Annotated in this window: 11 protein-coding genes; 2 read left to right on the top strand and 9 right to left on the bottom strand. The window is 43.4% G+C overall.

Features of this window, described 5'->3' with window-relative positions; translation table 11 throughout:
* Positions 1–245 precede the first annotated feature (245 nt).
* Positions 246–1,181, bottom strand: a complete 936-nt coding sequence (locus tag B4K26_RS11075) for an EamA family transporter (protein WP_296245548.1) — start codon at positions 1,179–1,181, stop codon at positions 246–248.
* Positions 1,182–1,356: 175 nt separating this feature from the next.
* Between B4K26_RS11075 and B4K26_RS11070 the strand changes: the two genes are divergently transcribed.
* Entirely contained in the window at positions 1,357–2,814 is a 1,458-nt protein-coding gene (locus tag B4K26_RS11070; RefSeq protein ID WP_296245547.1) for a PLP-dependent aminotransferase family protein, read from the top strand.
* Here the strand turns inward: B4K26_RS11070 and B4K26_RS11065 are convergent.
* The 5 genes from B4K26_RS11065 to yghU all read right to left on the bottom strand — a co-directional run bounded on the left by B4K26_RS11065 (position 2,780) and on the right by yghU (position 8,995).
* Positions 2,780–4,024, bottom strand: coding sequence for a DUF819 domain-containing protein (locus tag B4K26_RS11065; protein WP_296245546.1), 1,245 nt, complete (start codon positions 4,022–4,024; stop codon positions 2,780–2,782). The two genes, B4K26_RS11070 and B4K26_RS11065, sit on opposite strands and share 35 nt — an antisense overlap.
* A gap of 245 nt (positions 4,025–4,269) precedes the next feature.
* Entirely contained in the window at positions 4,270–5,934 is a 1,665-nt protein-coding gene (locus B4K26_RS11060) for a DEAD/DEAH box helicase (RefSeq protein ID WP_296245545.1), read from the bottom strand.
* A gap of 112 nt (positions 5,935–6,046) precedes the next feature.
* On the bottom strand, positions 6,047–6,220 hold the full coding sequence (locus B4K26_RS11055) for a hypothetical protein (RefSeq protein WP_296245543.1): 174 nt from the start codon (positions 6,218–6,220) through the stop codon (positions 6,047–6,049).
* Between the two features lie 319 nt (positions 6,221–6,539).
* On the bottom strand, positions 6,540–7,553 hold the full coding sequence (locus B4K26_RS11050) for a DUF1176 domain-containing protein (protein WP_296245541.1): 1,014 nt from the start codon (positions 7,551–7,553) through the stop codon (positions 6,540–6,542).
* 563 nt (positions 7,554–8,116) lie between these two features.
* A complete protein-coding gene (yghU, locus tag B4K26_RS11045) occupies positions 8,117–8,995 on the bottom strand; it encodes a glutathione-dependent disulfide-bond oxidoreductase (RefSeq protein ID WP_296245539.1) in 879 nt (292 codons plus the stop codon).
* A gap of 368 nt (positions 8,996–9,363) precedes the next feature.
* Between yghU and B4K26_RS11040 the strand changes: the two genes are divergently transcribed.
* Positions 9,364–10,740: a DHA2 family efflux MFS transporter permease subunit gene (locus B4K26_RS11040; protein WP_296245538.1), complete on the top strand. Its 1,377-nt coding sequence runs from the start codon at positions 9,364–9,366 to the stop codon at positions 10,738–10,740.
* A gap of 120 nt (positions 10,741–10,860) precedes the next feature.
* On the opposite strand, the gene bfr (B4K26_RS11035) is transcribed toward B4K26_RS11040, so the two are convergent.
* From bfr (B4K26_RS11035) to B4K26_RS11025, 3 genes are all read right to left on the bottom strand, one after another.
* Entirely contained in the window at positions 10,861–11,343 is a 483-nt protein-coding gene (gene bfr / locus B4K26_RS11035) for a bacterioferritin (protein ID WP_296245537.1), read from the bottom strand.
* A 92-nt stretch (positions 11,344–11,435) separates the two neighbouring features.
* Positions 11,436–11,924, bottom strand: coding sequence for a bacterioferritin (gene bfr, locus B4K26_RS11030; protein WP_296245535.1), 489 nt, complete (start codon positions 11,922–11,924; stop codon positions 11,436–11,438).
* Positions 11,925–12,415: 491 nt separating this feature from the next.
* Positions 12,416–12,607 carry a (2Fe-2S)-binding protein gene (locus B4K26_RS11025; RefSeq protein WP_296245534.1) on the bottom strand — a complete coding sequence of 64 codons (192 nt, stop codon included), beginning with the start codon at positions 12,605–12,607 and terminating at the stop codon, positions 12,416–12,418.
* Positions 12,608–12,784: the final 177 nt, after the last annotated feature.

The following is a 12,784-nucleotide window of genomic DNA, read 5'->3' as shown; positions in this document are numbered from 1 at the left end:
AGACTCCTTGTCGAGAAATTTGGGTCAGAAAAAGCGCATTTATACAGAATAAATAAAAGAATATATCGGTCTATATGACCATTTATCCTTACCCTTTAGCGCACGCTTTCACTGGCTTATCATCTATCCTAATGATCAAGCTTTTTCACTATAGCGAGGTTTTGGTCAAATAGATTGACTGTGAGTGCAGAGTTTTTGACTGTAAGTGTACAGCTGAAGCTAAAAATTGGTTACGTTATTCAATACTAATTACGAACAGCCTTTCTCCCCAACCCTATCTTCACATTTGCTAGTATCAGTCCAGATAAGATCAAGATCATTGCCAGCATCTTCCACCATGTGACCACCTCTCCTATGAACAACACTGAAGTCGTCATACCAAATACTGGCACTAGTAAGGCAAATGGCATAACTTTAGAAGCGATATTTTGACTAAGCAAATGCGCCCACAATCCGAAGCCAATCAGGGTTGAGATATAGACGATAAATCCAAGCGATAACCAAGACTTGAGGGACGCCTGTGTGAATGTCGCGAGATGCCATGCTTCAGCCTCAAATAGTAGAGAAGTTAACGTTAAAATCACACAAGCAATCAGACCGCCCCATACGACTAATGATAGCGCTGACAGGGCCGATGCTTTATTGTTGCGATTTGCGGACAAGGCTGTGGACATACGAGAACTTTGCTGCGTTGAAGCCTGTTTCGAAGCAATATTGCCAAAGCTCCAACCTATGGCTGCAATCAAGATACAAATAAAGCCAACCAAGGGCATATCACCACCGAGGTTAAGCGCAATCACGCCCAGTCCTAGTACACCGATCAGCATACCAATAATCTGTATACGACTCACCGCTTCACCCAAAATGACATACGCTAGCAATACCGTGATGAAAATTTGAACTTGTAGCAATAGCGCCGTCAACCCTGCCGATGCTCCCAAATGTATGGCAGTAAATACAAAGGCATACTGCATGACAAAGGTGCCGATCGCATAGATAAATAACGTACGGTTGAACTTAGGCGGCTTAAGGAACAAAACCAACGGCATGGCGGTAAAGAAAAAACGTAGCGCGGTTAACATCAGTGGCGGAAAGCTTTCAAGCGCGCATGCAATAAAGGTAAAGTTTACACCCCAAATAAAGGTAATCAAAATAGCTAATGTGATGTGTAGAGGGGTCATTTTCTTATCCTAGAACGGCGATTATTAGTTGTTATTAATATTTAACTTTTAAAAACCAACTATAGTTTAAATACCCATCACAGACCCGATACAGTTTTACGAATGGTGAACAAAGTGTATAGTTGCTCTTAACGTTACAATTAATGATTACATTGAAGAGATAAGCGAATTCATTATGGCCAAAACCTATACGCTCAACCCAAACTTGACCAAAACTAACGCCGTCGTTGAATGGCTACAGCAGTGTATTGACTGGCAGATTTACCTGCCCAATCAGCGCGTGCCCTCGGTAAGAAAGTTAGCAAAACTATTAGATATATCAAGCTTTACGGTGGTTCAGGCTTACGAGCAGTTGGTTGCTACTAACGTATTAATTGCTAAGCCCAGCTCAGGATACTATGTCAACACGCCAGCAAAAGTGGTTCAGCCGAGTAATAATAAACGAGCAGTTATTAAGCACCCAGTAATAGATACGCGCTGGCTAATACAGCAAGTCTTTAGTGATATCCCGCGTAATCGCTCGCCGGGGCTGGGAACATTACCGAGAGACTGGATACGTAATGATAAAATGGAATGGGCCATAAGGCAGGTAACTCAGCACGCCGATAGCTTTGTTTATGATTATGGTAATGTTCACGGCTATCTGCCGCTACGTCAGCAACTGGTTCAACACCTACATACGCTAGGCATGCAAACCCATGCCGACCATGTGATTACGACAGCTGGGGTATCGCAAGCAGTGACCATGGTTGCGCGGCTTCTTACGCAAGCTGGGGATACGGTGGTCGTTGATGGGCCGGGCTGGTATTGGCTCTCAAGCTGCCTGCAACAACAAGGGTTAAACGTTGTCTCTGTAGAACGTGATCATCAAGGGCCTAATATTAAGCAGATGCAAAAACTGTTTGCGGCACATCGCCCTAAGCTTTATTTAACCAATAGCGTGCTGCATAATCCGACCTCTTGTAACCTACACCCTGCTCGTGCGCACCAAGTACTCAATCTTATTCATGAGTACGATGCTTATATTTTTGAGGACGATTTATACGCTGCATTTGTTCCGGGTAGTCAAGTGCTGCGTTATGCCAGCCTTGATCAGTTTGAACGGGTGTTTTATGCGACAGGGTTTTCAAAGTCAATGGCGTCAGGCTGGCGCGTCGGTATGTTGGTCTGTCCTGATAACTATATTGATCATGTATTGCGTATTAAAACCTTAAGCAATTCAAACACGCCAGAATTTGGCGAACGGGTTTGTCATCATTTATGGACGCATGGTGAGTATCGCCGACAGATTAAAAGAGTACATCAGCATTTATATAGCGCTCATGAAAGAATGCGCCAATCACTACCGAGGATAGGACTTATCTACCCTGAGCATACACAAGCAGGCCTCTTTGTTTGGGTAGAGACGGGGCAGGATACGAGCCAACTGGCACTAGATGCTTATAAAGAAGGTTGGCTGGTCGCACCGGGGCAATTATTTTATCCAGACGCTCGCGCCTCAACCCATCTGCGCTTAAATGTATCAACGACTAGCGATGAGTTTTTAAAATGGTTGGGTGAGTATTTGGATAAAACTGTCAATGCTGATAAAGATACTATCACCCCACCACCAGCCGCATCATCTGTGTACTGATATAACCGCCAAAAGTACCCACCGCATAGCCTAAAATACCTAAAAACACTCCAACTGGCGCAAGCGATGGGTGAAATGCTGTTGCGACAATCGGTGCCGATGACGCGCCGCCGGTATTGGCATTCGAGCCAACTGCTAGAAAGAAAAATGGCGCCCGAATCATTCGAGCGACGGCAAAGATAATGACAACGTGAATAGTCATCCATAATAGACCGATTAATAGCAGGCGCCACTGCGAGACAATACCAGCAAGATTGATTTGCATACCAATAGCCGCAATCAGTATAAAGATAAATACCGTCCCCATTTTGGACGCACCGATATGGTCAAGGCGACGGATTTTAGTAAAGGAAAACACCACCCCTATTAAGGTAATAATCACCACCATCCAAAAGAATGAGCTAGCAAAGCTATATTGTACCGCCCAGCTATAAGGCGAAAAAGCCTCTGCGATTTGACCCCCTAAAAAATGCGCCACCCCAACCATGGCAAAGCACAAGCCAAACATCACCATCAAATCATTTAGAGTTGCTGGGCGCGCATGATCACGCTCGTAGCTTTCAACTGCGGCGACTACTTTATCAATACTACTGGTATCCGCACGTAAAAAGCGGTCTATCTTTTCGCTGTGTTTGGCCATCACTAAGATAGCCAATAACCATAATGACGCATTGGTAGTATCAACCAAAATCATCATGCCAAATAAGTCATCACTGACGCCAAACAGCTCTTTCATCGCTGCTTGGTTTGCTGCGCCGCCAATCCAACTGCCCGCAACCGCCGAAAATCCGCGCCATAAGGTATCATCGGTAAACATCTCAGGCGAGATCCATTTAGCCACACCTAAGCTAATCGGGCCACTAATCACTATGGCAGCGCTGGCCGCAAAAAACATGGCAATAGCCTTCCAACCTAAACCTAAAATTTTTGGAACATCCATCGATAAAGTCATTAGCAGCAAACTGGCTGGTAATAAATAGGTAGCGGTAAAGCCATAAATCTGCGAGCCAATGCCGTCAGCGAAAACACCTAAGCTATTTAACGTTGCTGGGATAAAACAGCATAGGACAATTCCGGGCAATACGGCATAAAAACGGCGCCAAAACTTACCGGGCAGTCCTTGGGTATAAAAAACTAAACCGATAATGGCCATAATGCTGCCAAAGGCTAATGGCAGACTGTCAATTGCTAAATGAGAAATATCGGGCATCAAATGGCTCCGCAGCATATGAGGATGAAAAGCCTGTCAGTATAGACAAGGCGAAAAAGGCGTGCAAGCAGCGATATGATATTAACGACTCGAAGTTGTTTTGCATGGACTATCGATAAGCCTTAAAAACCATTAAGCACAAAAAAGCCAGATAACAAGTATCTGGCTTTTTAATATGACGCTATATCTTATATGACCAATAATAGCATTTTTTAAGCCATTATTAATCATTAATTATAACGTTATTACGAGTTTCTACCACGGTTACCGCCTGTTGGACGACCTTGACCACGGCTGTCAGAACGATTCGCTGGGCGACCTTGGCTGCCACTTGGACGACCGCGACCCGTTGCAGCGCGATCGCCACGTGGTGCGCTAGTGCCATCACCACGGCTAGGAGCGCCTGTGCGTTTACCTTGATAGGGTTTGCCACCTGAACGCTCACTTGGCTTGCCTTGGTAACCGCTGTCATTGCTGGCGCGTTGACCAGTTGCTGAGCTATCGCTTGAGCGACCACGGCTTTGGCCATTACCGCCGCCGTTTGAGCGACCGGCGTAGCCACCCGCTGAACGACCACGGCCTTGACCACCGCCGTTTGAGCGTCCGCGACCACGGCCACGACCATTGCCTTTGTTTTCGCTCGGTACATAAGTCTTCTTAGGCTCCATACCTTCGATGACACAGACTTCCATTTTGCGATCTAAGTAACGGTTGATAGCGTTAAGCTGTGGACGATCATCCATGCTACATAGGCTAATAGCAATACCAGTACGACCAGCACGGCCACAACGACCAATACGGTGTACGTAATCTTCTGTTTGACGCGGCAAGTCATAGTTAATCACGTGTGAAATTGCTGGTACGTCTAGACCACGAGCAGCAACGTCAGTCGCTACTAAGATTTTGCATTTACCATTACGTAAGTCTTGAACAATACGGTTACGCTTGCTTTGTGGCAAATCACCATGAAGGAAGCTGGCTTTATGACCGGCTTCTTGAAGCTGTTTTGTTAATTTTTCAGTGCTGCGTTTGGTCGCTGCAAAGATAATGACTTGTTCCATATCTTTGTCACAAACGATTTTATCCAGCAAACGATTTTTGTGATCAAAATCATCGCAGTAGTATACTTTTTCTTCGATATGAGCCGATTCAACTTTGATTGAAACGCGCTCAGGATTTTTGGTAAAGCTCGCAGCAATTTTACCAACAGGACCATCCCAAGTCGCTGAACACATAATCGTTTGACGATTATCAGGAGCGGCTTTCAAGATATCGTTGATATCATCAGCAAAACCCATGTCTAGCATACGGTCAGCTTCGTCAAGTACCAACACTTCAAGATTTGATAAGTCAACGCGACCGGCTTTGATATGGTCAAGTAAACGACCAGGCGTCGCAACAATCACTTGAACGCCTTTTTTCAAAGCTGTAATCTGACCATTGTAAGGTGCGCCGCCTACTAATGGCACACAGAACAAACCGCGCATGTCTTTTGAATAGGTGCGCACACTGTCATGTACTTGCTGAGCAAGTTCACGCGTTGGCGTTAGGATAAGGGCTTTGGTTAATTTGTCAAAGCTAGTGGCACGGCTTAAACGGTCAAGTACAGGGATAACGAATGCCGCTGTTTTACCACTACCAGTTTGCGCTGACAACAATAAGTCGCGACCTGCTAGAGCAAAAGGAATGGCTTGTTCTTGGATAGGTGTTGGGTTGGTATAGCCACTGCGATCAAGTGCGGTCAAAATTGGCTTGGCAATATTAAGTTCAGCAAAAGTGATTTTATTTTCTTCAGCAGCGTCAGTGGTAGCCGCTTGATCATTGGTATCGGTAGTTGAAGTATTGTTTGGGGTATCAGTATTTTCGATGATGCCGTTTTCAGCAGCGATAGCAGATAAGATGTCAGTCATAGTAATCCTTGGTAAGTATAAGCTGCTGTAAATTCAGCAAACTTGATGCATACCACTGATAACCGTTCACCACGCTACGCTTATAAAATAATTATCTTACCCAAAAAAGAGTTTAACAATCAAAAGCCAAGCTATAAAGCTTGTCAGTATTATATAAAGGCGTTCGTGCTGTCTGACGTATTTTGGTGGTAGTGCCGAGTGTCTCATCCTTGATTGCCAAATGCGCATTATCTGTGCTTTGTCCAAAGCAGATAAAGGCAACTAACAACCAATCTAACCAATACATGGGTTAGTAGATAAGATATGAGTCAAAAATAACGCATCTTTCATTATTGATATGAAGGGTTATTTAAGTACACAAAATCATCGGCAACAATTACTTATGGTCATCCTAGACCCAAAATCGCAGGCGATGTTATCAATCTCATAATTCACGCTAGTCTATGCTAACGTGGCGACGCAGTATATCACAATAAAACCGAAATCAGAACCTATTTTTTCTTTATATTAAAAATAAGTCATATCTCAAGTAATTTAGACTTAAGAACCGTTACAGCAGTCTTTAACACAGCAGTTTAAATATAAAAATTTCAACACAACAACCCTTAACGCGACATTTTGACTTCCGTTACATAGGTTGGCAGTTGCCAAGCGCCGCCCGCCTCTATCAATCGACACATTCCTGTGGTGCTTTCATGACTTTTTTCAAAGGCTTTGCCCGTCCAAACCCAATCAGTTTTAGCTAAGCAGTCGCCAAGTCCGCGGCCTTTTTGTACCGAAGTTAATTTACCATCCCTATAATCGGTCGCGCTTGTCGTCACCAATGTCGGCTTATAAGGCTTACTGTCATTGAGTACCCAAACACCCGTGCCCGTGTTATAAGCGCCAGCCCAACAATCATGCTGTACAAGCAGCTGCTCACCATTTAGACGGCTGACACGCCAAGGTGACTTGTCCGCCAAGTTTGGACAATCAGTTCCCCCATCTTTCATGGTGGTTTTCATCATTTCTGCCAACTGCGACGAGCGCATGGCGAATTTTTTCTTATTGTTAGAGATGGCTTTAGGATTGGGCGTGACCAGTCGCAAGGAAGGTGCCACCTGAGGTGTAAGGACACTACTGTTAGGTTTAGTGGCATTATCGGTACGGATAAAGGCGCTTGATGTCCCTACTCGGCCTTGGGCTTCATCAGCTTTGAGCATCACAGCGCTGGCACCTTTATCCGATAACTGCCAGCGAGTATTGCGGATCACCAGCTCAATCTTGCTGGATTGGGTCAATGCGTCAAGTAGCGCACTCACTTGCGCTGAGGTGAGCTCCGCATCACCTGCTGCCACTGAGTAAGGTCTAGTTTCTCCGTAATCTCTTCCGTTAATAAACAACGAGATACGATGTCGGTTACCAAGCTGCATCAGCGCTTTAGCAGAGCTTTCTTTAGCACCGCCAAGTTTCACCTTGCCATCGACTGTGGCATTCGCTCCTGCACGGCGCACCAATAATAAAGACACGGGCAAATTGCTATTGTTCTCTGCTTGATAACCTGCCAGCCGGCAAGTGCGGGTGTTGTCACACGCCACTTCCCAATCTTGATTACTAAAACTTATAGGCGTGCTCGCCATTGTCACCGAACTAAATAAAGCAGTGGAAATAGCTGCAAATAATGGCAATAAAGTTTTCTTCGGTATTAATAGATTTAACTTTTTTATTTTTATAAGCGTTATTTTAAAATGAGTAGCATCACTTAAGTGACTAGATGTTTCAGGGTGCGGATTATTGCAATTATTATTTGTAGGGCCAATAGCCCTTATATGACCAAAACTCATCTTCCCCATACTTGGTAAGGATAACAAGCTACGCGTATTTTTATTATTATTTTTCATAATCATTACTCATCAATAAAATAAATATCAACAACTGCCCGTTAAAGCAGTGACTGCTATCTTAACGCATTATTGTTTCTATCTGTTATACTAATGTGTCATTATGTAATGAATAAATCATACGCTAACTTAATATGCAGATAAATATATTCTAAATATAGGATATATTTATCTAAAGCATAGCAAGCAAAAGGTTAATAAGCAAATTGCCTACTAACCTTTTTTATTAAACTTTTGATTTATTAATACTAACTACTTAGCTTGAGTAGTAGTATTTATTATCTCGATTTAAATACAAGCATTTAGGTAATAGGCTTCAGTGATAAATCCACGGCACGCTTAACTGCGGGACGTTCAGCGATTTTTTGCGCCCAACGTTTCAGGTATTTATAATCGTCCACTTGTAAAAATTCCGCCGCATCATAAAGCTTGCCAAGGACCAGCTGACCATACCACGCCCAGATAATCATATCGGCGATATTATAGTCCGCCTCATCATTACCGCACATATACTCACGGTCTTTGAGATGCTTATCTAGCACATCAAGCTGGCGTTTGGTTTCCATCGTATAGCGATTGATAGGATATTCCATCGGTTCAGGCGCATAGGCATAAAAATGTCCGAATCCGCCCCCTAAAAAAGGCGCACTGCCCATCTGCCACATAAGCCATGACAAACACTCTGCCCGCGCTTTGTTTTGCGAGCCATCCGCAGGCGGCACAAAATTACCAAACTTTTCTGCTAGGTATAATAAAATAGCGCCCGACTCAAAAAGCGCAACAGACTCGCCATTTTCAGCACCGGCAGCATGGTCAACTAACGCAGGAATCTTGGAGTTAGGGTTCATAGCGACAAATCCTGAGCCAAACTGGTCGCCCTCAGAGATATCGATTTTATAGGCGTCATATTCAGCTCCTTTAACATTCAGCTCGGCAAGTTCTTCTAACAAAATATTTACTTTCACGCCATTGGGTGTATTGAGTGAATATAGCTGTAAAGGCGCTGTGCCGACGGGCAGTTCTTGCTCATGGCGAGCGCCAGCCGTCGGTCGATTGATGCTGGCGAACTTACCGCCGTTTTCGGCGTCATTTTCCCATACTTTAGGTGGCGTATAAGCATTGGTATGGTTGTTTTGAATGTCGTTTTGGATATTGCTTGATTGGTTATTATTACTACTCATAATACTTCCTATTTTTTATTATTTTATAAAAGAGAGATGGCAAAAGAGAGCCAGCAGAATTGTATGATTTTTTGCAGCATCTATCGGCGTAGGTATAGCCAGCCAAGAAAATTTGTATCAGTCCCGCCTCATCATATATGACAATTCTACTATAGCGAATCTTCAGTTAAAGCCCTGTCTTGTAACCTATTTTTAAAAGTAACGAGCAGGAATAGCAAAGCGTTTGAGGGCAAACTTCTAATAACTAAGTGCATACCGTTACTTTGCTACTCTTTAACTCATAGTCGGTTGTTTTTATACTACCCCAACTTAACGGCTTTTTAGAGACCCGCTTAACAAGCGTGGTCAAAAGATATGGTGATGTCAATATGGTAACTCTCACTCCAACGCAAGATAAATACCTACCCTATGTGCTAGCGGTGGCGTTATTTATGCAAATTTTAGATGCCACCATCTTAAATACCTCCCTGCCGCAAATGGCTCATGCCCTTGGAGAATCACCGCTAAAAATGCAGTGGGCGGTCATCAGCTACGCGCTCACTTTGGCGATATTTATTCCTATTAGCGGATTTTTGGCTGATAAATATGGCACGCGGCGGGTATTTTTATACGCTGTTATTATCTTTTGTATTGGCTCGCTGTTATGCGCTGCTTCCCCAACGTTGAATTTATTGATTGGTTCGCGCATCGTGCAAGGTATTGGCGGCGCGATGATGACCCCGGTTGCGCGTTTAATATTGGTCAAGTCTTATCCCCGCAATAAGCTGTTAACCGTGATGAACTTTGCGGTGATACCGGCGTTAATCGCGCCGTTGGTTGGTCCGGTATTGGGCGGTTATATCGTGCAATATACCAGCTGGCATTGGATATTTCTCATCAATATCCCGATGGGTATATTTGGTTTTATCATGGGTAAAAAACTGGTGCCCGCTTTGTTCGAGGATACCAAGCGTTTAGACTGGACGGGTTTTGCTTTATTTGCCGCCGCTGCTTGCGGTTTTACCCTTGCTGTCGAGTTTGGCTCGCAGACAGGGCGCGGGTTTTACGGTTTGCTGCTTGCACTGGGCGCCAGTATCCTGATAGGCGCTTATGTGTGGCATGCCAAACGCCGTGCAGCGCCCCTTTTTCCGCTGAGTTTATTTAATATTCGCACCTTTCGTATTGGTATTACTGGTAACTTATTCACGCGTTTAGGCATCAGTGCCGTGCCTTTTTTATTGCCGCTGTTGCTACAGGTGGTGTTTGAGTACTCGCCGTCGCAAGCCGGCTGGCTGCTTGCGCCCATCGCTGTTGGTGCAATCGGTATCAAGCCCTTAGTCAGCAAGATCATTCAGCGTTTTAGCTACCGCAAAGTCTTGGTAGTCAATACTTTGTTGATAGGATTGCTGATCATTGTCTTGACGCAGTTCGACGATGCGGCAAATTGGATTTGGTTTATCCCTATTTTGACCGTTATGGGCGCCTGTAACTCAATGCAATTTAGTGCAATGAATACCATTACTATCGGAGATTTAGAAGGTGCGCAAACCAGTAGTGGCAATAGTTTAATGGCCGTCAATCAACAATTGGCCATCAGCTTTGGTATCGCCTTTGGGGCGGCAGTACTAAACTTGCTACGTGAGCGCCTACAGCTTGATACCTTGGCTGCATTTCAAGCCACTTATTGGGTGCTTGGTATCTTGACTATTCTTTCAGGATTATATTTCTTACGCCTTAAACCTGAAGATGGGCGCGGTTTATATTAAGCCTTGATATTAAAAAAGCCTTAAATATAAAAATGCCAGCACATCCTACAACGTCAATTAAGACCTATCTTAGGATATGCTGGCAGGTATGAGCGCTTTTCTACTTTTTTGTTCTTTACTCTAAGGCGTGTGGTCATCATCCATTTGTGACTGAATATAATTTTCAATGCCGACGTCTTCAATCAAGCCCTCTTGGGTTTCAAGCCAATCTTGATACTCTTCATTGCCATCTTTTAAGGTGACCAGTAAATGACGCGAGACATAGTCGCGCTTGCTCTCACATAGCGTAATCGCATCGGTAATAATACCGAACTTCTGCTTTTCTAATCGCAAGTTACAGTCAATCATTTCAGGCACATCTTCTGCGATGAACATTTTGCCGTAATCTTGCAGGTTTGGCAGACCGCCTAACAATAAAATACGCGCAATAAGATCATCCGACCATTTCATCTCTGCAATAGATTGCTTATAGAAATTTTCGTTTAATGCCTCGAGACCCCAGTGGCGTGCGATACGCGCATGCAGAAAGTACTGATTGATGGCTATTAACGACTGACCGAGCACTTGATTGAGTGCGCGAATGACTTCTTTATCCCCTTTCATGGTTTTCTCCCTGTCCTGACTGCTTATTTTATTAATGATTAGTTTTAATATTGTTAAAGGTGCTTAGCTAATAAAATACTGTTAACAAAACACTAAACAATATCAGGGGACACTTCCGCCATCTGACTTTGCAAATAGTTCGGTAAACCAATCATGTCAATGAGGCGCAGTTGCTGCTCTAACCAATGGGCGTGATCTTCTTCGGTATCTTTTAGCTGCTCAACCAACATCTCGCGCGTCACATAATCATGCTCTTCTTCACAAAGCGCAATGCCGTCTTTTAGATGCTGCTGTACTTGATATTCTAAATCAAGATCAAACTGCAGCATTTCAGGAACCGTCGAGCCAATGTTAATCTCGTTCACGCTCATTTTAGGCGTGCCGCTTAACATTAAAATACGACGGATAATCGCTTGAGCATGCAACGTTTCATCTTGCATTTCATGGTGGATACGGTCGTATAATTTACCGTAATGCCATTCTGCATACATCTCAGAATGAATGAAGTACTGGTCACGAGCCGCAAGCTCACCACCTAATAAAAAATTCAAATAATCGATGACCTTTGGGCTGCCTATCATGACTCATACTCCTATGTTTTTATTTGCCTAACAATACATTCACAATAATAGATATAGTTAAAGTACCATTCGTAAACTAATCAGTAAAGATTAAAACCAACCAAACATCTTACAAAGTTAGGCAGATATAGTAGCATAGAGACGCCATAACGCTTGTAACGATATGAACTAAGAATAAGATGCTAATTGAGAATTATAATTAACTCGCTCAAGCCAAGGGTTTTAGCGAGCGTTTTTATAAATTTAAGGAGTGTTGCGGCAAAATGTGACCGTGTAGACAAGGTAGTTAAATGCAGATATGAATGCTAGCCGCTCTGCCCTTTTAAGCTATGTATCATCTTTATAGTGATGGCTTTTAACTATCAAGATGAGATAAAGACCACGATAAAGGCAAAATAGCGGCTAAAGCACTAGAGATAAACGAAAGGCAGAAAAGTGATTTGAGCGGATTGATCATAGAAACGAAAATAAGCAAACGGTTAAACTGTCTCTTAAACTGCATAGGCCAACGCATCAAGCTTGGCATGATGTTCGTCAAGGAAGTCATTGACCATAGGTTCGCAGCAGCCACAGCATGTTGCTACATCAAGAGTTTCTTTTAACCCTTCTAATGTATCAATACCTGAGGCAATGGCAGCTTTGATTTGTTTATCTTTAACGTCGTTACAGATACATACGTACATGTGCGGCTCCTACTGAGAATGTCTAGCTTGTTATCCTTTATAATAACGATAATTATTACCATTTACAATAGTATTTGCTATATTTATCAGTCATATTAGGCCGTGCTATAGAGATACATAGTGAGTTCTAAATAAAATCGCTACGTTAATAATCGTGTGCTACTGGGATGAATTTTT

Origin of the sequence: Psychrobacter sp. UBA6766 (assembly GCF_002453355.1) — a bacterium.
Lineage (GTDB): Bacteria > Pseudomonadota > Gammaproteobacteria > Pseudomonadales > Moraxellaceae > Psychrobacter.
This window is presented reverse-complemented; position numbering and strand designations above follow the sequence as displayed.

Excerpts from the sequence above, each read along its gene's own strand:
- B4K26_RS11025 (WP_296245534.1), bottom strand. The coding sequence starts at position 12,607 with ATGTACGTATGTATCTGTAACGACGTTAAAGATAAACAAATCAAAGCT.
- B4K26_RS11055 (WP_296245543.1), bottom strand. The coding sequence starts at position 6,220 with ATGTATTGGTTAGATTGGTTGTTAGTTGCCTTTATCTGCTTTGGACAA.
- B4K26_RS11070 (WP_296245547.1), top strand. The coding sequence starts at position 1,357 with ATGGCCAAAACCTATACGCTCAACCCAAACTTGACCAAAACTAACGCC.
- B4K26_RS11065 (WP_296245546.1), bottom strand. The coding sequence starts at position 4,024 with ATGCCCGATATTTCTCATTTAGCAATTGACAGTCTGCCATTAGCCTTT.
- B4K26_RS11075 (WP_296245548.1), bottom strand. The coding sequence starts at position 1,181 with ATGACCCCTCTACACATCACATTAGCTATTTTGATTACCTTTATTTGG.
- yghU (WP_296245539.1), bottom strand. The coding sequence starts at position 8,995 with ATGAGTAGTAATAATAACCAATCAAGCAATATCCAAAACGACATTCAA.
- B4K26_RS11040 (WP_296245538.1), top strand. The coding sequence starts at position 9,364 with ATGGTAACTCTCACTCCAACGCAAGATAAATACCTACCCTATGTGCTA.
- B4K26_RS11050 (WP_296245541.1), bottom strand. The coding sequence starts at position 7,553 with ATGGCGAGCACGCCTATAAGTTTTAGTAATCAAGATTGGGAAGTGGCG.
- B4K26_RS11060 (WP_296245545.1), bottom strand. The coding sequence starts at position 5,934 with ATGACTGACATCTTATCTGCTATCGCTGCTGAAAACGGCATCATCGAA.
- bfr (WP_296245537.1), bottom strand. The coding sequence starts at position 11,343 with ATGAAAGGGGATAAAGAAGTCATTCGCGCACTCAATCAAGTGCTCGGT.
- bfr (WP_296245535.1), bottom strand. The coding sequence starts at position 11,924 with ATGATAGGCAGCCCAAAGGTCATCGATTATTTGAATTTTTTATTAGGT.